This window comes from Desulfosediminicola flagellatus, assembly GCF_005116655.2.
In the GTDB taxonomy this organism is placed as follows: domain Bacteria; phylum Desulfobacterota; class Desulfobulbia; order Desulfobulbales; family Desulfocapsaceae; genus Desulfopila; species Desulfopila flagellata.
In genome coordinates, this window is sequence record NZ_CP050698.1 from 3,646,099 (window position 1) to 3,665,637 (window position 19,539).

Here is a 19,539-nt window from a genome sequence, read left to right on the forward strand (position 1 = left end):
TCCATCCTTCGTACCATCTTCTCTACCCAACCAAAATCGCCAGTAATTTCGCCAGTAATTTCGCAATAGCGAAGAGGTACTTATAGTATCAAATATGTATTTCCAAAATTTCAGGATTAATTATCACCAGGCCAACATCGATATATCTCCATCAATAACGGTTAAATAGCAGACATTTCTCACTTTAGACAGCTATCCTATCAGGACTAACTCAATTTCTCCCCCTTGAGATTTAGGCCATTCCTGCCGATAGTAATCATAGAGCTAATCGGACGAATAATTTCAGAGTGTTCGGGTTTATCCCATCGTCCCCAATATATCAGCAGGTACATGTATGGATATCAGTAAAGCCCCCGAAACACCACATGCAGAAGTTCATCCAAAACTGCTCGGGGCCAAATACATCTCTATAGAACGTCGTTCACCCGGAGATACGGTTTTTTTAGTTGATGATACGCCGTTTCGTTCATCTATGCCTCAGGCCACCCACTGGTCAATTGCCTGGTCAGATTTGATGATGACTATGTTCGTTCTCTTTCTTTCGTTGTTTGTCTATAAAACTGCGAACCAGGATTTTGTGAACCCTGACAAGATGGAAGTTGTAGGCGGGAATATAGGCGAAGCCCTCAATTCTTCTGAATTTGAACGTAATGGTTTACCATTTGCCCCGATAGGACCAAGCCTTCCGCTCATAACAGATTCCACGGTATCCAAAACAGAAGCAATCACCCTAAAAGAGGCGGAACCGGACTTACCTTACCCGACAATTACCCGACCAAATGAACCAGTAACTGAGTACATTGAAGTTCCTGTAGAATCCGAATTCCCACAAATTCCTCAAATCACCCAAAATGTCGTTGTTCTAGACAGCACAGAAACCCTACTACAGCGCCCGCAACCGCAGGGACGCGATATAGTCGAACCACGACCGCTTGGGCCAACTGGGACAACCAGGCCTGATCGTATACAGGATATCTACAGACTCAGCAAAGAAACAATCGCAAAAAACAACCTGAAGAATTTTGCATCAATTGATCTGGTTCCCGACAAAACTATGCGAATCATCCTAACAGGTGATTTACTCTTTGCTACAGGCGAGGCCGAGCTGTCCAACGAATCCCGTGACCGCCTTGAAAAACTCGCCACAGCCATAAAGTCTACACCATATGTAGTAAACGTGGTCGGCCACACCGATAATGTACCGATTTCGTCATCACGATATGCAAGCAACTGGGAACTCTCTGTTTCACGCGCAAGCGCAGTGGCACGATTTCTTATAGAAAACATGGAGATGAGTCCGCACCAATTTATTGTAAGTGGTTACGCCTCGTATAACCCCATGGTACCGAACAGTAGCGCCAGAAACAGAATGAAAAACCGTAGAGTTGAAATAATTATCAGCAAAAAATTGCCAAGACCTGTTCAGGCAAGCACATTCGGTATAAACTAATTTGTAATAATATCATTATTGTCCCCCTCCTGCTCAATAGAGCAAACATATAGGAACACTACATGTTGCGGAAAAACTTTTTAGGCCTCCTGCTCTGCGCAATACTCTTTTGTATGGGTTTTGTAATCAATGGCAATCTCAATTTATATTTCAATCTATCAGGCTTAATGATAGTTTTCGGAGGTACCTTTGCCGCTACACTGCTTAGTTTCAAAATTGACCAGTTGCGCATAGTCAGCAAAGTCCTCTGGTCTGCATATAACAGGCAAATGAAGCAGGAAACAGAAATAATAAATATCCTGATAGATCTATCTATCCGCTCACGCATGGCGGGTATTCTCTCGCTACAGCAACATGAAAATGAAACTACCATTCTCTTTCTTCGTAGAGCCCTAGGCTGCCTCGTAGATGGCTATAAAACTGAACAAATTAGAGATATCCTCAATACCGAAATGTATTTTTTCAGACTGCGAAGAGAAGATTCAGAGCGAATTCTCCGCACTATAGCTGACTTTTTTCCAGCATTTGGCATTATCGGATCTGTTGTAGGTTTGATCACAATGCTTGGCGGAATTGGCGATACAAATGTAATATTGAAAGCAATCCCGATAGCACTCACCTCCACGCTCTATGGACTGATTTTTTCAAATTTTTTCTTTTTGCCATTCGCAGCAAATATCAAGGAACGAACAAATCATGAACTGTTGATGCAGAAAATTATTATGGAAGGTGTGATAGCAATAGAGTCTGAGATGAATCCGGTAATCTTAAAAACCAAACTGGAGTCTTTTCTCACCCCTTCAGCCCGAGCTACAGAACTGGTCTCTTACCAGAAATTGAAGGAACGATTTCAAATTGAACAGGAATAACATTGCTCGCTGGATGGTTTAGAGTGATGAAGTCAAACCACAACACAATCGCCATACAGTTTTAGGTAAATTCATCAATTGACGTTGAGCGGAGGTAGAGAGATAACCGCAGAGTAGTAATTGTTTTCAGTGCCCCATTGTTGCGATTCTACCCGTCGTGTGAAAAAAATGACATGACACCAGAGATAACCTGACTGCAAAATCCGCATAGTATTGCGGCACAGATCTGTTACTGAATTCCTCGAACGAGATTCTGAGCACTACACTAAAACAACACGAAAGCACTATTGAATACTATGGATATGTGTTTTGTATTGGAATTAAATCAGTTCAGCCAAAATTCTATTCCAACGTGGATGTAAAAAAGAGCCATCTCTTGAAATAACGATTTTAGTTGCCTGGCCAACAATGAGCGTTCTGTCAACCAGTCCAAAAAACCTGGAATCTGCGCTGTTATCCCGGTTATCCCCCATCATGAAATACTGGCCTTCAGGAAGCACAATCGGATTAAAAGTCGCCTGTGGTGGCTGGGAAGGTAAAAATTGTACCGTGTGAGAAATACCTGTCAGATCCTCTTGAAAAATTCGAAATGATTGTTGTCCTGATTCACCAGCCTCATCTGATGCAATCCCCTTTACACGCTCATAATTGAGAAATTGACCATTTACAAACAGCCTGTTCTGCCTAAGTCCAACAGTATCTCCGGGGATTCCGACAACACGTTTTATCATTCTGGTTCCATCTTCAGGCGAATAAAACACAACAATATCTCCTCGCTTCGGGTCGGACCACTTTGCCAGATGGATTGTTGTATATGGAATTTTCAAATCATAAGCCAGCTTATTGACAAACACACGATCGCCAATCAAAATGGTCGGCTTCATTGAACCGGTAGGGACATCATTCCAATCCGCAATGGCTGATTTAAATGAAGTTGCGATCAGGATGGCAATGACAAAACTTACTCCCCAGCCACGCCAGACTGACGAAATTTTTTCTAGAAGTGTATTTTTCGTATTATTGCGTGGATCATTCATCATCTCGTGGGGCCCTTCCTCAAATTTTTCACTACTCATCGTCTGTTTCGTCAGTCGCCTTCTGCATATCTTTTATAAGACTCATTGCCATAATTGCCATCAGTAAAACACCAACAATCAGTACTCCCCAGAGCAACCAGGTCTTCCATGGCTTTGGCGGAGCCGGTGGTTCAAGAGCAGCTTCTCCACCAAGTTCGATCTTCTTTCCCAGCCCTGCATTAAGCACAACGCCTTCACCCTGCTGTTTTACGGCAGCAAGCACCATATCGGTTCGACTTGCGGACTGTACGCTCTCAATTTTACCACTGCCATAGGCCAAAAGAAACGGGGGGGTTCCTCTTGCCATAAAAATCAATTCATCACTTTTCCAGCCAAGATCGATCATCACATTTTTGCTATTTCCAGAAAGCCCTGCACCATCATCCAGTACAACCAGCCGCCATTCTCGACTCGTTGTTCCCAAAAACGAGCACGGTTCACTTTGCACAGTCTGTCCTTCAACCTTAACCGAATAGAACACCCCCCGACACTGCTCACGCCACTCCTGGCTTTCAGCGGCACGTGACTGTATCGAAGCGTTTATGATAGCATTAGGTTCGGTAAACCTCAGCCGTACATTTCTTACGGGCAGACGGTAGTTCGAGGTAAAATCAATTGCCGTGATACCATTTTCGGTCGATTTAATACCATTATACAAAGAAACCCATTGCAGATTCTGACGTGAAACAATTGGCCGTGACTCAGCAGTCACAGACTCCAACTCAATAGCTGGTGAGTCCTTTTGCCAGATCATCTTGAGGTACCGCTCTGCTCTTCCCTGGAAATGAATTTTTCTCTGGACAACACGGTTGCCGCCATACTCCATATCAACCAGAGTAACCCTATGGACGAGGGGATACCAATGTTGAAGATCTGCAGACTGTTGAAGGCTTACAGTTACAGAACCATGCCTGCCATTGGTCAACCAATAGAGCTCTAAACTACCCGTGTTCTCACTCTGTTTTCCCAAATCAAGAAGATAACCTGTTGCTGCAATTCCTTCTGATTGTCCTACCCGGCTGCTGTCAAAGTCTAGTATTGTTCCATCAGCATCACGACGAATAGAGAGAGATATATCATCCTGACTACTCTCGGTTTCATACAAAGGGAAATACGGAACTGAGGCAGTAGTTCGTGATTTCTCATCTTTCAATGTGCGCAGAGCATAAGGGACAGCCTCACCAGCCCCGTTAAATACCTGGATATCAGAAAGATCCGCTCTTCGCAGCTGCCTGTACACTTCATTTGGGAGGGGAAAAGAATACAACGGACTCTCTCCCGGAGTTTTAAGCATATAACCATAGGCAAAATCACGACTGGTCATTTCTTCAGAACCGATAGCAACACCAGAGCCTGCAATTCCGCAAAGCATCAAACTCAATACAACACAAAGCAATCTCATACAGCTTCCTCATCTTTTTTCGGCGGCATTGGAGAGAAATAGCCAATAACCAGCATAAGTATTCCAACAGAGAGAAACGAAACGATCCTGGCGACAGTGCCTGTGCCCGAAAGATCAACCATGAACAGTTTAGCCACAACCAACCCGAGCAGAACTGCACCGCAAGCCCAGACAAGTCGGTTTCCTGTGCGGGCAGCCCAGACCGTTGCTGACAACGCCACCAGACTCCATAAAGCAGAAACCGCAGCCTGAAAAACCACCGAGTAGTAAAGAGAATCAAAATGATACGGGATTCCGATATAGAAATGTACCGCCCGTGCAACCACACCGTTAAGCCAGAAAAAGCAAAGAATCACAACAATCCAGTAGAGCACATTGACAGGTATAAAACGTGAAAGTGTACATGCCCCCCTGCGACAGCACATCGCCCAGCTAAAAAGAACCAGAAGCACAAAGAATAACGACAGTTCTAGCGGATTAAAAACCGGTACATACATAATCGGTGCGGGATCACCGGATTCCCCAAGTGTCAGAACACTGTATACAACAAGCATTACAGCCGGGATGGCGATGCCAGCTCCCTTGTAGTATTCTTTCCATTCACTCAATGGCCAGCGTATTTTTTCTGACCAGCGAATAATCATAAATATGGCGGCAGCAGGAATAACACCCCAGCAGACTATGGTCCATACTTCGTTAAGTTCAAGGGTGATATCGGTAAGCCAGCTCGCCTCAAAGCCAAGAATAATCAACAGCAACCACAGTGTTGCAATGTGCCAATAACCGGCAAGGCGCTTCGGCCAGAGCGAATCAAACTGGTGCAACATTCTATATTGTGAAAAAAATGCGACAAACCAGACCAGTTTACCCCATTCTGCCAGCAGATGTGAACGATACGAGAGATCTATCATGCCTATAGCCGTGACAATTACCATGATCGGTAACAACACAAGTTGCGCGACAGCAAGCTGTCTCCATTCAGTCTTTCTGGCAACTATGGACATAAACATTGTCGAACCACAGCTAAACAGTAAAAAGGCGTAATATTCCTTGATTGCTGCAAAGTGTCGGTCAGTCTCGCGAATGCCGCCATAATACCACCAGCAGATACCCCATATAAGCAGAGGGATAGGCAGAAATCGTTCCCAGCGATAAAGAGTCTCTTTATACTTGTTGATATAGTAGCTAGAGAACAGTGCGGAGATTGAGAGAAAGACACAACTGAAAAAATAACTGTTTAAAAATGAGACAGCTCCAAATGGGTAAAACACACTTTCGACAAATGTCCATGCAGCACCAAACTGCAAAAGCAGGGCAAAGAACCTGGCAAGTGCGCGTTTCTGGCGTACACCAATCCATACCATTGCCGCGCCTTCAAGTGCCCATGCAGCTGTTGTCCACTGACTATCGAGAGCCAGCGGAATAGTAAGACTGGCAAAGACAACCCCCATTGCCAGAAAGGCTTCGCAGAGTAAGCGCATACCTTCAGCAAGCCTGCGCCAAAGCACAGTGGCCAACAACAGGTAAAAAAATCCAAAGCTGAAGGAACTGATCGCCATACCATACTGCATATCCTTCACCAGTAAGTATTGCAGGCCGCTCACGACAAGCGGAAGTCCGAACACCAGAGGCCCGTCGATGTATCCTTTAAGCTTAACAGGCTGGCGATGGGCAAATAGCACGGATATGGCTACATAAAAAAGAAAATAGCCAATAAGAAATGGTTCTGTCGAAGAGAAAAATTCAGGCTGATACCCATTACTTCCCCACAGAGTACCTATTCCGAAAGTGAAAAAGAAGCCGATTAGATTAAGTTCACGCCAGGCTTTAAACCAGGCGATTCCCAAAATTCCCAGATTGAGCAGCCCAAAATAGGAAAAGAGCATAACATGACTGCCGGTTCCGGTGGACATCAGGACCGGTGCAAGAAAACCGCCGACTGTACCAAATATTGCCAGGCCCCGGCTGTCCTGCAAAACGGCAAGCGCTCCTGAAACAGCAACCAGACCAACCATAACGCCCAAAGCCAGCGGCATAGGAAGCAAACTGTAGAGTTTGGCTGCACCAAAGACTACGAGATATAAAATACCAACTCCGCCTCCCTGCAATCCCTGGCCGTAGACGGGAGCTTTGTTTCGCAAACGCCAGCCAATTGCCAACAGAGAACAACCAAATATCGCGGCAGCAATTAATCTGAGTTCTATCGAGACAAGATTACGCTGGGCCGCATATTTAATCAGGAACGCAACACCGAAAAAGATGATAATAAGCCCGGCTTTAAGTACCAGGTTACCACCAGTCAGGAAATGACGAATGGGTTCGATTCCCTTACCCAAAGCATTTTCGAGTGACGAGACAATGGCATCAACTTTGTAGGGTGACTGTTCAGCTTTCGCCTTCGACGCTGTTTCAGTTTTTTCGATTTTTCTGGCGGGAGTAGTCTCACTCTTTGCTCTTATAAGTGAAGCAGCGGTGTGTGTTGTGGTATGGGTTTGTTCGGAAGCTTTGGGTCGAGTATCTGCTGTAGCAGTATGATGCACATCATCCGGCTCAACAGGTGAAAATACAATCTCTTCCGATTCTTTTACCGAAGCAGCTTTAGATTGTGATTCGAGAAGAACAACCCGTTTTTTTAAGATCACAAGCTCTGCTGCAAGGTAGCCGACCACTCCACCAAGTATACAGCCTGGTATTCCGAGCCCTGCGGCGCCCAACAATGCCGCTATAAGAATGAAAATAACATGCATAGAAGCTTACCCAAAAAATGAAACAGGTTAAGTTGCCAACAACCAGAACAGGTAATGAAGGTTCACTGACACTGCCCGAGAGAATACGATCACAAGTAATATTATACCTTTATAATATATTTACATTCGTCAGCAACGTAAAAAAACTCCCAAATACCGCCCAATGTCAGTTTGCCTCACTCTTCACACCGAACCCCTCAGCCCTCAGTCCTCAGCCCTCAGCCCTCAGCCCTCAGCCCTCAGCCCTCAGCCCTTAGTCCTTAGCCCTTAGTCCTTAGTCCTCAGTCCTTAACCCTCAGTCCTAGTAGTTAAGCCCCCGGCCGTATCAAATCAGCTGCCTCTTTATCCCCCGGGAGATTTCTCAAGGTGAGATATTCTGCAATCTGCTGCTTTTGCTCATCACTTTTTTTCTGTGCCAGGTCGCTCTTAGCAGTTATCGAATCAACACACACAGCGACAACCGAACATGCCGAAACAGCAGGTGTAGCGGCGGTGATCTCGGAAAAATCAGGTCTATTTTCATGTGTAGCCATCATCGCGTTTAAAGCCATGACTTTTTCATCTATATCCTCAATAATATCAGCATTCCCTCTAATAATTACAGAGTGATAAAACTGGTGAACCTGACACGCCGGGTATTGATCATCGAAATCAGTTCCGAGATACGCAAGAGGGATATCCACTTCAAAACAGACCTTTGGATTACGCAAAATGTTATCGGTCTTTTCCCCTTTTCGTGCACAGTGAAAATAAATCGAGCCATTACTGTATACAAAGTTAAGCGGTGTAATATACGGGTATCCATCGACACCAATTGTAGCCAGCCTACCGACTGTACAACGCCGTAGAATTTCGCTGATACTTTCAGGATCTGTTATTGCGCATTGCTTTCTTCTCATCGTTTAATACTCACCCCATTATTTTAGATATCCAGACCAGGCTCACTAACCAACTCAACACCTACAACTGTTTTAATCGATTCCTTCCAGCGGATAAGTGGTTCGTCCTGCAATTCTTTGTAGATCAGTAGAATCTCTGAGTCGACTTGTCCCGCCTTTATTCGCTCCACAAAAAGAACAGACGTATCGCTATCAATCTGCACGCGCTCGTCGATTTTGTTCATTTTTCCGAGCCAGATAGAATGAGTCACGCAGGGAAGCAGCTCTCTGACCATGGTGACAACATCAGATGTGTCAAGCATTGGCTCAACACTCACTGAAGTTTCAAAACCTTGATCAAAGGCATAACAAAGACTTGTTTTTCGCTCAGAATAGGCAGGAGCACCAGGCTCCCAGAAATCTAAAACACTTTTATCTCGTGCAGTTATAGTAAACCTAAACAACAGTTTATCTTTATAGTCCGTGAACTCTTTACAAAGCTCACGGACACATTCAAGATGAGGTTTGGAAACCACCAGCACCTGGTTGCCGGCTTCAAGCAAATTACGCAGAACCTGAATACATGGCTGCAGATTTTCGGGCAGGATATCGTGGGTAGTGGGAAACATAACCTGCCCGGGATAGAGCGGTCTGGCTTTAAGCACATCACTTTCGCGCACCAGACATTCCTTCCACTCTTCCGAAGAGAGCTGACCCTTTTTCACCACTGCATCATAGCGGGCATAACAGTAACGGCAATCATGGGTGCATCCCGTACAACAATCCACATTTGCCACAGCCCACTCACGAGTTCCACGTATAGGTTTCTTCATCGAACACCTCACATAAATCCGCAATGATTGATTGTGCTTTTAGTCCTTGGACCAGTGCGTAAACAGCTCTTCAATGCCTTTACGGGCAAGAGCCATGAGTTTCAGGAATTCTTCTTCAGCAAATGGTAGACCTTCAGCTGTTGACTGAATTTCTATCCATCTGCCGTTGCCTGACATTACAAAGTTTGCGTCTGTCTCAGCTGCAGAATCTTCTTTGTAGTCGAGATCAAGCACAGGTGTGCCGTCTACGATACCAACAGAAATTGCAGCGACAGGCAATATTTCAGGCATTTTTTCCAGTTTGCCGCTAGTAACAAGCTTTTTCAAGCCGTCATGAATAGCAAGAGCACCACCTGTAATAGAGGCAGTTCTTGTACCACCATCTGCATTCAGCACATCGCAATCAATACGCAAGGTACGCTCTCCGATTGATTTAAGATCGACCATCATTCGAAGACTTCTGCCGATAAGACGCTGAATCTCAGACGTACGGCCGGTCTTTCCATTCGTTTCACGTCGGTAACGACCACTGGTTGCACAGGGAAGCATTCCGTATTCTGCTGTAATCCAGCCCTGCCCTTTGCCTTCTAAAAATGGCGGAACCTTTTCTTCGATGGTTAAGCCGCATATAACATGGGTGTTCCCCATCTTTATGAGTATAGATGCATCAGCGTTAAGCTGAATCCCGCGTTCAATTGTTACAGGTCGCAGATTATCTGCCGCCCTGTTGTAACTTCGATCCATAATTTCACCTGATATATTAAAAAGCAGTAAACTGATCCGCTGGCATTTCGCCAGAAGAATATTCTGTAATTAGTTGATTTAAATAGTTTCCATCCGAAAACTACCTAGTAAAAACTCTAAAGTCAAAAAGGGCCTGAGGTGCATGTTGCAACCTCAGGCCCTTTTAGCATACTCATGAATGCAAGCGAATAAAACCGTATTCTACTATCTTTCCTGAATCATTTCACATTATGCTCACGCGTGTTAACCGATACTACCGTATCGTTTTGCGTTTCACTGTTCCCGGTTAATTGATCGGCTTAACATTCTGAATTGTTGGTAATGGTCAATTCAGGCTGGTGCGCACTGTTTGGAGGTATTGCTTACCAATTTTTTCCTGCCAGGCAGTGTAAACAGTTTCGGCACCGCTTTTCATTTTTTGCAGATCAGCATCAGTAAGCTTTAGGAAAACCACGCCATCCTTCTTTGCCGCTGCAATCTCACGCTCCTGCTGATCTTTGGTAAGCTGGCGTGCGGCAGCACTCTCTTCTGCAATGACTCGCAATAAGGTTTCACGAACATCCTCGGGCAGGCTCTTTAACCATTTGGTGTTGATCATATGAACGTAGAGGCCTTGTGCATAATCAAGCTCTGTATAGTATCGTGCTACAGTGAATTTTTTGCTGATATTACATACGATGGGGGTATGGTCCAAACCATTGATCACACCGGTCTGAAGCGCCTGAGGCACGTCAGGCCACGGTAATACAGAAAATTTCAGATCCCACGCCTTGTATGCATCAATATTCACAGGTGCCTGGGCAATCCTGAAGTTCACGCCGGCAGCTTCAGCAAGACTTGTAACCGGTGTTGTCGTAGCCCAGCCATAACTGCCATATCCTGTAAAATCTATAGCCTGCAGACCTTTGGACAGCGCCGCATCACGAAACGGTTCCCAAGTTGCTGCAGTATTTCTAAAAGCATCCAGCTTATCAAAAGAATCGACAACAAAGGGAAGATTTACAATTCCCAGCTTTGGCGAAATATTTGCCGCCGCAACTGATGAACTCATCATGCCCTGTACGGCACCGAATTTTAATTTATTAATAACATCTTTCTCACCACCCAACTGGCTGAGAGGACGGAAATCAACATAGAGTTGTCCGTTAGTTTCCTCCCACACACGATCACGGATACGAAATCCTACAGCTACACCTTCGATGGCAGGATGCCCCACGCAGGAGAGCAGGTAGGTATACTTGGCACCGGTTGGATCAAATTCAGGTTGCCACTTCGCCAGCGGATCAGCTGCAAATGACAAATGAGCTGTCACCAGGCAGATGGTCAGCACATTGGAAAACCACAAAAACAATTTCCGAACATTTTTCATAGTGTTCTCCTTAGATAGATTTACCATAACGGAGGGGTATCATTGGCCCGAAATCTACCGGAAAGTACGTTAAAAAAGCAACGTAAACTTTCTACTCGTGACACTATGTAACACTATAATTTGACGCTTTTTATACCGATACGATATTCACCAGGAGGCAATCCTCTCCATAGGCAATTTATCATTGTTAGCCACAAAAGACACTTTGACTAACTTTATTCCCCAAACAACACCAAAAACCTCACTTTTTTCCAGTTATGGATTGAACAACAAAACTATTCATGTTATGTGAATTTACATAAAACAATACAAAACCAGACTATTTTTTATTTTGTCTGCATTAAAAAAATAATTCAGAACATCACCTGCATGGAGAATTGCCAATGAGAAAGCTTTTAGTCCTACTCCTCCTAGTAACCATCAGCCTGTCTACTGCAATGATTGCAGCAGCGAAGAAAGACCCTCTGGCTGCATGGCAACCAAAGTTTGACCCGAGCACAGCCGAGTATACTTATATATTATCTAACGTAAGCCACCCGGTAATTGAAGGTGTTGCTGTTGGTTATCGTATTCGTGACGCTGTCTGGGAAGCTACCAACGGGCGCATCTATGTTGATTACAGACCTCTATCACAGCTTGGTGGAGAAAAAGATGTAATCAGCAAGCTGAAGCTTGGTGCTGTTCAGGGTATGCTCTCTTCGTCTGTTGCTGCAGCTAACGTTTCTGACCGCCTTGGAATCGTCAATCTGCCGTATGTTATCGACACATTTGACAAACTTGACACATTCCGCAATACTCCTGATCTCTGGGAACCATTTGCCAATGGCGCACAACGCCAGGGCCTTATAGTTGCGGACATCACCGGTTATGGTCCATACGGCTGGGCAACCAACACACCTGTAAATAGTATTGCTGATGCCAAGGCTGTTAACTTTCGTATTGCCGAAGCCCCTGTAAACACAGATTCCTATAAAGCATGGGGACTGAAGTTCACCGTTATGCCATGGCCAGATGTACCGCAGGCTCTTCAGACCGGCGTTATCACCGGCCTTGACCACACCGCAATTGTCTGTAACATCACCAAGAAATTTACTATCGCCAAGAACTTCACTGAGCTGAATTACGCTCAGGGGCTCTTCGTTCATCTTGTGAATAAACGCTGGCTTAATAAACTGCCAAAAGACTTGCAGGAAGTATTTCTCAATGTTATCAAAGAAGAAAGTGAAAAAACTCGTGCTCTGACCCGTCAACAGCATGAGGAGCAAATTGCTAAAGCCAAAGAAGCAGGAGTTACATTCACAAAGCTCTCTGACGCTGACATAGCCGAAATTAAAACCCAGGCAGAACCGGTACTGACAAAGTGGGGCCAGAAGATTGGTCCTGATTATCTTGCCAAGGTACGTACGACTCTTGGTAACTAGCGACTGATATCTGTAACAGATATGACTGGCCATAGATGCTATGGTCAGACATTTTTCAGGGTTGAAGACTATCTCTTCAACCCTTTTTTCTTGCAAAAATTATCGATATAAAATGTTGAAAAAACTGTACAAAACCATCGACCGCGGATTTCTCTTTATAGAGGAATGGTCGCTTTTTGCGGCAGTCTGCATCGCCCTGCTGACTGCTATGGCCAATGTTGTGCTACGTAAAACCACCAGCGATTACAGTCTCTACTGGTCGGATGAAGTTGTTCGAAAAGTTATCTATTTTTCAACATATATAGGTTGCGTGGCTGCAATCCGCAGCCGTTCGCTCATTCGCATAGACGCACTCCCGCAAATGCTACCGGTTCTGAAAAAACCGCTTACCCAACTCTCACATATTGCTGTACTGGTTTTTTCCAGCTGTATGATCTACCTGGGCAGCACGATGACCATGATGATGTTTGAAGACGAGTACGCTCTGACCGCCACTCTGCAAATCCCGGAATGGTATTTTTATGCAATTCTGCCACTGATGGGATTTATGATGTTTATCCGCACCCTGATCACCATGCGTGAAGACTGGATCGGCAAAAATGATATTACGGGAGGCGAATAATCATGGATAATTCATACCTGATGATCTTCGCCCTGCTGCTCGGCTGCCTCGCCTCCACCATGCCGGTATTTATGGCGCTCTTTTTTACCGGCACAATCGGCCTTGTTTTTGGTGTAGGTATTGATCCGCAGATTGTTATAGAAGTGCTCTATCGCAGCATGGACAAATTTGCCCTTGTGGTTGTTATGTTTTTCGTACTTTGTGGAAACATTATGACTACCGGATCAATTGTCGCAAAGCTCATCAAAACTGCAAACGTCCTGGTTGGTTTTCTTCCTGGCGGACTTGCAATGGCAGGTGTTCTGGCATGTGGATTCTTCGGTGCTATATCAGGTTCTACGGTCGCTACCGTTGTAGCTATTGGCGGCTTCATGATCCCTGCTCTAATAGAGAATAACTATGATGAGAAATTCTCTGTCGGCATTATGACCACGGCTCCAATTCTCGGTGTTATCATCCCCCCTTCCATTGCTATGATACTCTACGCAATGGTGAGCAATGATCAGCTTGAAGCACTGTTTTTGACCGGCTTTATTCCTGGCTTGCTGATTATGTTGGCTATGAGCGCATATTCCTATTTTGTCTGTAAAAAGATGGGAATGAAAAAGCGCAAACGGCCATCAGCACAGGAAATTATTGCAGTATTTAAAGAGAGCGGCTGGGCCCTGTTTTTACCGGTTTTAATCTTTGGCGGAATATATTCCGGCCTGTTCACTGCCAATGAGGCAGCTGTTGTTGCCTGTTTTTATGCTTTTTTTGTTGAGATCTGCATCCATCGTGACATGAAGGTCAAAGATATAAAACGGGTTATCGTTTCATCAGCCGTTACCTCTGCAACTCTGCTGGTTATTGTTGCCGGCGCCTCGGTTTTTGGTGAATATCTTACATTTGAGCAAATCCCTGGCCAAATTGCCTCGGTTGTTGTGGAGAACATCAGTTCACCATGGGTCTTTTTACTTTCAGTTAATATCCTGCTGCTTTTTATCGGCATGTTTATGGATATCATTTCAGCGACCCTGATTCTTACTCCTATTTTTCTACCCCTCTTGAGTAAATTCGGGATAGACACCATGCACTTCGGCCTATTGATGACTATAAATCTTGGTATTGGCTACTGTACCCCGCCACTTGGTGTCAGCCTATATATCACCGGCGCGACTGTAGATCGTAACCTGGTATATGTTTCAAGAGCTGTAATGCCGTTTCTGCTCATCCAGATCGCCATCCTCATGGTGCTGACCTTCTGGCCGGATCTCGTATTACTGCTGCCGAAACTGATATACGGATATGGAAATTAAAGTGTATAATAGTATTCAGCAGACATAACAGTAATGCTGTTAGACCCGCCTCCACCCTGAGGCATACTCAGGGTGGACGTTAATTTCAGAACGGGAGGTAAGTATGGACCCTAAGATCCTGATTCCTGTAGATGATTCACTAACTGCCAAAAAAACTATCGAAGCAGTAATCGAGCAACGAAAGCGTTTCCCGAGAAAAATCACACTGCTCTATGTCATTAACCAGGAGCAGCTCGCCTATAGGATGATTCCTGATTTTCAGCTGGATATGGTGAAGCAGAATGCCGCAAAATCCGGCAGAAATCTTCTGGAAAAATACAACGGTATGCTGCAGGATGTTGGATTTTCCTGCGAGCTGTTACTAGAAACAGGTGAACCACGACAGACAATCATTCACATTGCCAACAGCAGGGATTTTCAGCTCGTTGTGATCGGCAGACACGAAGGTGGTGGTGAAATACGGGACGTCCTTTTCGGCTCTGTCGCCAACCATGTGCTGCATAATGTAAAATGTCCGGTATTACTCGTTTAACTCTTATCCGTAATACTATCTCAAGAATATATTTTTCAAGTCAGGACCGGTAGATCTCTTTCTACCGGCCCCGATTTATTCTATCCTGCTTTCTCCAACTGCTGAACAGCATCGATAAGGCCAGTAAGGTTTTTAAACGACTCCAGCTCTTCTTTTGAAATAGCGATATCCAGCGTGTTTGTCTCTTTTAAAATCACCGGGTATTCCATCTTTTTCGCGTAGTTTTTCTCGAATTCGTCCCGATGCATAAAAACCATCTCATACGTTGAATGTTCTCGAAATGTTTTCCATTCTGGATTTTCTCTGAAGGTACCGTGAGTTAAGCTGCATAGCAGGCAATCATAGGTATCCGGGCTAAAAAGCTTGTGCCCGATATCTTTAACGGTATTTAGTACTCCGCTATCCGCATTATAGATAAAAATCAATTTCATTCAGCACTCCTTTATAAAATTTGAGTGGTCTGTAAGGTCTTTTTTTATTTTCGCTCAAGTAATTATCATTAATCCGCAATTCCAAAGTGAGGTGATAGGCGTGAAGAGGAAGGCGTATCTACACTAAAACACTTCACCCCTTACGCCTCCCCCTCACTTTTCCAATCTGAGTCTCAGTAGTAATTATTAAAAATCACAAATCCAACATGTAAATATGAAGTTTAAACGCCTCCTTTTATTCCATTTTTCCAGGCAGATACTGCACATTTCCTGGAAATATTGGTATAAGGCATTACTAGTATCTGTAATTACAACATTTTCAAAATCATCCGTCTTTACTTTCAATACATGTACATTCATGATTGAATTCATGTAGCCACTGCCCGAATGAATACTTGGACAGTCACCCATGATACAGAAACCTGTATCGTTTAGAACGCAAGGAACTCTCTACTTTAACTCTCACCAAGGGAGGAATTCTATTATGCCAGTTGTTAACTATCAGCAATATTGCCAGATGCTGGACAATGCAAAAGAGAATAAATTTGCCTATCCAGCTGTAAATATAACTTCAAGCTCAACAATCAATGCAGCTCTTCTGGCCTTTAAAGAGGCAAATTCCGACGGTATTATTCAGGTTTCGACCGGTGGCGGCAAATTTGGCTCGGGGATTGGAGTAGGATCCATGGCTAAAGGTGCCATCGCTCTTGCAGTCTATACACATATCATGGCTGAACATTATGATGTAAATATTGCACTGCATACCGACCATTGCCATCCTGAATATGTTGACTCATTTATGATGCCACTTATCGAGGAGACCAAACGACGAAGAGCTGCAGGGCTTCCGAATCTCTTCAGTTCCCATATGTATGATGGTTCAGCTCTGCCGATGAATGAGAACATCGCTGAATCTAAGCGATTGATGAAGATCTGTGTCGAACTGGATTTGATTCTAGAAATCGAAACAGGCATTGTCGGTGGCGAAGAGGATGGTCACGACACATCCGGAGTATCAGCAGATAAACTCTACACAACCCCTGAAGATATGGTGCTGGCATCACGTGAACTTGGATCGATGGGACGTTTTCTACTGGCAGCCACCTTTGGCAATGTGCATGGAGTTTACAAACCGGGTAATGTGAAACTTAAACCGACTATCCTGCGCGATGGACAGGAAGCTGTTGCCAAAGCAGAAGGCCCCGATACCCGCCTTGATCTTGTGTTCCATGGAGGTTCAGGTTCTGAAATTGCTGATATCCATGAATCGCTTAATTACGGCGTGGTGAAAATGAATATCGACACCGATACCCAGTATGCATACACACGCCCTGTCGTTGATCATATGATGAAAAATTATGACGGTGTGCTGAAAATCGAAGGTGAGGTTGGCAACAAAAAAGTCTACGATCCACGATCCTGGGGCAAAAAAGCTGAACAGAATATGGCCGATCGACTTATGCGTGCCTGTAACGACCTGCGCTCTACCGGAACGAGTCTTGGAAAGAATATCTAAGCCTCACTTCTTATGACGCTATTCAATATGTTCAGGTGCTCATATTCAAAAGTGTTCAGGGGTGACACCCCAATGCCACCCCTGAACGCGGCCTTTGTCGTGTTTTTGCTAATTCATGTTTATTGAAGTGTTTGCAAGCGGAAACACTTCAACTTTGTGTAAATCTTTGGTCAACTCTTTTAATGAATTCTCATCAAGTGTTTCTTTTTCCAGTAGTACTTTGGCACATTCCTCAAGAATGGTCCTATTTGATTCAAGCAGGGACAACGTTGAACTAAATATCGTATCAACTATTTCACGCACAGATGTATCTATCTGCTCTGCGGTTGAATCACTCATCCCTGTCCTGTTAGCCGACGGGAACCCCTGCTGTCCCAGAAAGGTCTGCTGATGATCCTCAAAGACAACATGACCGATCTTTTCATCCATACCGTAACGGGTAACCATTGACCGTGCGATATCTGTAATTCGTCCGAGGTCATCTGATGCGCCGGTTGAAAGATGGTCAAAAATGAGTTTTTCCGCGGCACGGCCACCCATGAGCACAGCTATTTTCCGTTCAAGTTCTTCCTTAGTCATCAAAAATCGGTCTTCTGTCGGACGCTGCATAGTGTAACCAAGGGCACCTACTCCGCGAGGAATTATTGAAACTTTATGGACAGGATCTGCACCGGGCATGGCCAACGCAACGAGCGCATGACCGATCTCATGATAGGCGACAATTTCACGCTCTCGAGGATTTAACAGCCGATTCTTTTTCTCAAGACCTGCAACAATACGTTCTATTGCGCGTGTAAAATCTTCTGTTTCGACCCGCTCCGCCTTCCGCCGTGTTGCAAGCAGTGCTGCTTCATTAACAAGATTTGCGAGATCAGCCCCGGAAAAACCGGTTGTCAGCTCAGCGATCTTATACACCTCCATATCGTCAGCAATCTTGACGTTTTTCATATGCACTTTCAGGATTTGCTCTCTTCCGATCTTATCAGGGCGATCAACCAGCACCTGACGATCAAAGCGACCGGCTCTCAGTAAAGCAGGATCAAGTATCTCGGGACGATTTGTTGCAGCAAGCAAAATAAGCCCGCCGGTCTGATCAAAGCCATCCATCTCGACCAGCAACTGATTAAGCGTCTGCTCCCGCTCATCGTTACCGCCCATGCCGCCTACAGCGCTTCTAGCCCGCCCCAGCGCATCTAACTCATCAATGAAAATTATTGCCGGCGCAGCTTTAGTAGCCTGCTCAAAAAGATCACGCACCCGTGCCGCACCCACTCCGACAAACATCTCTACGAACTCAGACCCGCTAATAGAAAAAAATGGAACTCCCGCCTCACCTGCAACAGCTCGCGCTAAAAGCGTTTTTCCTGTACCTGGAGGTCCGATCAGCAAAATACCTTTTGGCATTCGCGCACCCAAAACACCATATTCATCAGGAGATCTAAGGAAATCTACAATTTCAACCAGCTCAGCCTTACTCTCTTCCACCCCGGCAACATCCTCAAAATCAACCCCTGTCTGTTGTTCAACATAAATTTTTGCTTTTGATTTCCCGATATTCATAAAGCCACCGCCAGGACCCTGTTTATCGATAACTTTTCGAATAACAAATAACCAGATTCCGAAAAATACGAGGGCGGGAACAATCCACGAAAAGAGTGTCAGGAGAAATTTGCTTTCGTGGGCCTGGGTGAAGGGAACGTTATAGCGGGACAACTGTTCAGCAAGACGAGGATCAACACGGTTGGCGATAATTACCTTTTTCCCTTTTTCATCAGGGTCTCGCAAATTACCGGCAATCGTCCGTTCCCTAATGGTAAGCTCAGTGACTTTGCCCTGCTCAAGCAGTTTTTCGAGCTCACTATAGGGAACCGGTTGAACCGTTTGCTGCTGAATAAGCAGATCCTGAAGAATCATTATGCCAAATAAGGCAATTATCGCATAAATCAGATTGAGTTTTTGGGGATTATCCATAAGGCTCCTCTAGTTCAGAGGTTATCAATTGCTGTAATAGGCAGGGTTGAGATTCCACCTGATATATTTTCAAATATAACAACACAACAACACATTATGAATGGTCACTCCCCGACCATTTTTTCGAATAGGTTATCGGGTTGAATCCATCACAGATCTACTGCTCAGCTCCCCTATTCCCTATGCTATATAAAGTATAGCATCCAATTGGCAATTATCATTAGCTCTATTTCAAAATAGGAACACTACAAGAAGGAAGGAAACAGCAGAAAGCAACTCTTCTGTCAGTTCACGCACAGAAATGCAGAAAACACATTACCATTCTTCTGCCTCATCACTATCCTTTCAACCTTACATGAAAAGATAGCAGCACAAAGAAA

General features: G+C 44.7%; 16 protein-coding genes. 7 read left to right on the forward strand and 9 right to left on the reverse strand.

What is annotated here, in order from left to right:
* Window positions 1-334: 334 nt before the first annotated feature.
* The gene (locus FCL46_RS15070) at window positions 335-1,450 is read left to right on the forward strand and encodes an OmpA/MotB family protein (protein WP_136806792.1); all 1,116 of its coding nucleotides are present in this window, start codon (window positions 335-337) and stop codon (window positions 1,448-1,450) included.
* Window positions 1,451-1,512: 62 nt separating this feature from the next.
* A complete protein-coding gene (locus FCL46_RS15075; protein WP_136806791.1) occupies window positions 1,513-2,319 on the forward strand; it encodes a motility protein A in 807 nt (268 codons plus the stop codon).
* 320 nt (window positions 2,320-2,639) lie between these two features.
* Here FCL46_RS15075 and lepB read toward each other — a convergent pair whose 3' ends face one another.
* The 7 genes from lepB to FCL46_RS15110 all read right to left on the reverse strand — a co-directional run bounded on the left by lepB (window position 2,640) and on the right by FCL46_RS15110 (window position 11,368).
* Window positions 2,640-3,395, reverse strand: coding sequence for a signal peptidase I (gene lepB / locus FCL46_RS15080; protein WP_217909441.1), 756 nt, complete (start codon window positions 3,393-3,395; stop codon window positions 2,640-2,642).
* On the reverse strand, window positions 3,388-4,797 hold the full coding sequence (locus tag FCL46_RS15085; protein ID WP_136806790.1) for a DUF3999 domain-containing protein: 1,410 nt from the start codon (window positions 4,795-4,797) through the stop codon (window positions 3,388-3,390). Before FCL46_RS15085 ends, lepB begins: the two co-directional genes overlap by 8 nt.
* Complete coding sequence (locus tag FCL46_RS15090) at window positions 4,794-7,544, reverse strand: DUF2339 domain-containing protein (RefSeq protein ID WP_136806789.1); 2,751 nt, start codon at window positions 7,542-7,544, stop codon at window positions 4,794-4,796. The genes FCL46_RS15085 and FCL46_RS15090 overlap by 4 nt, the downstream gene beginning before the upstream one ends.
* A 308-nt stretch (window positions 7,545-7,852) precedes the next feature.
* Window positions 7,853-8,443 (reverse strand): pyridoxamine 5'-phosphate oxidase family protein, encoded by a 591-nt coding sequence (locus FCL46_RS15095; RefSeq protein ID WP_136806788.1) that lies wholly within the window; start codon window positions 8,441-8,443, stop codon window positions 7,853-7,855.
* Window positions 8,444-8,466: 23 nt separating this feature from the next.
* Entirely contained in the window at window positions 8,467-9,255 is a 789-nt protein-coding gene (locus tag FCL46_RS15100; protein WP_136806787.1) for a radical SAM family protein, read from the reverse strand.
* 39 nt (window positions 9,256-9,294) lie between these two features.
* Window positions 9,295-9,999: a ribonuclease PH gene (gene rph, locus FCL46_RS15105; protein WP_136806786.1), complete on the reverse strand. Its 705-nt coding sequence runs from the start codon at window positions 9,997-9,999 to the stop codon at window positions 9,295-9,297.
* 325 nt (window positions 10,000-10,324) lie between these two features.
* Window positions 10,325-11,368 carry a TRAP transporter substrate-binding protein gene (locus FCL46_RS15110; protein ID WP_136806785.1) on the reverse strand — a complete coding sequence of 348 codons (1,044 nt, stop codon included), beginning with the start codon at window positions 11,366-11,368 and terminating at the stop codon, window positions 10,325-10,327.
* Window positions 11,369-11,751: 383 nt separating this feature from the next.
* Here FCL46_RS15110 and FCL46_RS15115 point away from each other — a divergent pair, with 383 nt between their 5' ends.
* The 4 genes from FCL46_RS15115 to FCL46_RS15130 all read left to right on the forward strand — a co-directional run bounded on the left by FCL46_RS15115 (window position 11,752) and on the right by FCL46_RS15130 (window position 15,241).
* Window positions 11,752-12,789 (forward strand): TRAP transporter substrate-binding protein, encoded by a 1,038-nt coding sequence (locus FCL46_RS15115; protein WP_136806784.1) that lies wholly within the window; start codon window positions 11,752-11,754, stop codon window positions 12,787-12,789.
* A 112-nt stretch (window positions 12,790-12,901) separates the two neighbouring features.
* Window positions 12,902-13,411, forward strand: coding sequence for a TRAP transporter small permease (locus tag FCL46_RS15120; protein ID WP_136806783.1), 510 nt, complete (start codon window positions 12,902-12,904; stop codon window positions 13,409-13,411).
* Window positions 13,412-13,413: 2 nt separating this feature from the next.
* A complete protein-coding gene (locus tag FCL46_RS15125; RefSeq protein ID WP_136806782.1) occupies window positions 13,414-14,709 on the forward strand; it encodes a TRAP transporter large permease in 1,296 nt (431 codons plus the stop codon).
* Between the two features lie 103 nt (window positions 14,710-14,812).
* A complete protein-coding gene (locus FCL46_RS15130; protein ID WP_136806781.1) occupies window positions 14,813-15,241 on the forward strand; it encodes a universal stress protein in 429 nt (142 codons plus the stop codon).
* An 80-nt stretch (window positions 15,242-15,321) separates the two neighbouring features.
* Here the strand turns inward: FCL46_RS15130 and FCL46_RS15135 are convergent, their stop codons facing one another.
* Window positions 15,322-15,672 carry a GTPase gene (locus FCL46_RS15135; protein ID WP_136806780.1) on the reverse strand — a complete coding sequence of 117 codons (351 nt, stop codon included), beginning with the start codon at window positions 15,670-15,672 and terminating at the stop codon, window positions 15,322-15,324.
* 484 nt (window positions 15,673-16,156) lie between these two features.
* On the opposite strand from FCL46_RS15135, the gene fbaA reads away from it, so the two are divergent.
* A complete protein-coding gene (gene fbaA / locus FCL46_RS15140; protein WP_136806779.1) occupies window positions 16,157-17,188 on the forward strand; it encodes a class II fructose-bisphosphate aldolase in 1,032 nt (343 codons plus the stop codon).
* Between the two features lie 108 nt (window positions 17,189-17,296).
* On the opposite strand, the gene ftsH is transcribed toward fbaA, so the two are convergent.
* Entirely contained in the window at window positions 17,297-19,159 is a 1,863-nt protein-coding gene (gene ftsH / locus FCL46_RS15145) for an ATP-dependent zinc metalloprotease FtsH (RefSeq protein WP_136806778.1), read from the reverse strand.
* Window positions 19,160-19,539: the final 380 nt, after the last annotated feature.

What these genes read in the sequence shown, in the direction of transcription:
- FCL46_RS15075 (WP_136806791.1), top strand. Translation starts at nt 1,513, where the DNA reads ATGTTGCGGAAAAACTTTTTAGGCCTCCTGCTCTGCGCAATACTCTTT.
- FCL46_RS15095 (WP_136806788.1), bottom strand. Translation starts at nt 8,443, where the DNA reads ATGAGAAGAAAGCAATGCGCAATAACAGATCCTGAAAGTATCAGCGAA.
- FCL46_RS15120 (WP_136806783.1), top strand. Translation starts at nt 12,902, where the DNA reads ATGTTGAAAAAACTGTACAAAACCATCGACCGCGGATTTCTCTTTATA.
- FCL46_RS15135 (WP_136806780.1), bottom strand. Translation starts at nt 15,672, where the DNA reads ATGAAATTGATTTTTATCTATAATGCGGATAGCGGAGTACTAAATACC.
- FCL46_RS15085 (WP_136806790.1), bottom strand. Translation starts at nt 4,797, where the DNA reads ATGAGATTGCTTTGTGTTGTATTGAGTTTGATGCTTTGCGGAATTGCA.
- FCL46_RS15090 (WP_136806789.1), bottom strand. Translation starts at nt 7,544, where the DNA reads ATGCATGTTATTTTCATTCTTATAGCGGCATTGTTGGGCGCCGCAGGG.
- ftsH (WP_136806778.1), bottom strand. Translation starts at nt 19,159, where the DNA reads ATGGATAATCCCCAAAAACTCAATCTGATTTATGCGATAATTGCCTTA.
- FCL46_RS15100 (WP_136806787.1), bottom strand. Translation starts at nt 9,255, where the DNA reads ATGAAGAAACCTATACGTGGAACTCGTGAGTGGGCTGTGGCAAATGTG.
- FCL46_RS15110 (WP_136806785.1), bottom strand. Translation starts at nt 11,368, where the DNA reads ATGAAAAATGTTCGGAAATTGTTTTTGTGGTTTTCCAATGTGCTGACC.
- FCL46_RS15125 (WP_136806782.1), top strand. Translation starts at nt 13,414, where the DNA reads ATGGATAATTCATACCTGATGATCTTCGCCCTGCTGCTCGGCTGCCTC.
- fbaA (WP_136806779.1), top strand. Translation starts at nt 16,157, where the DNA reads ATGCCAGTTGTTAACTATCAGCAATATTGCCAGATGCTGGACAATGCA.
- FCL46_RS15070 (WP_136806792.1), top strand. Translation starts at nt 335, where the DNA reads ATGGATATCAGTAAAGCCCCCGAAACACCACATGCAGAAGTTCATCCA.
- rph (WP_136806786.1), bottom strand. Translation starts at nt 9,999, where the DNA reads ATGGATCGAAGTTACAACAGGGCGGCAGATAATCTGCGACCTGTAACA.
- lepB (WP_217909441.1), bottom strand. Translation starts at nt 3,395, where the DNA reads ATGAGTAGTGAAAAATTTGAGGAAGGGCCCCACGAGATGATGAATGAT.
- FCL46_RS15115 (WP_136806784.1), top strand. Translation starts at nt 11,752, where the DNA reads ATGAGAAAGCTTTTAGTCCTACTCCTCCTAGTAACCATCAGCCTGTCT.
- FCL46_RS15130 (WP_136806781.1), top strand. Translation starts at nt 14,813, where the DNA reads ATGGACCCTAAGATCCTGATTCCTGTAGATGATTCACTAACTGCCAAA.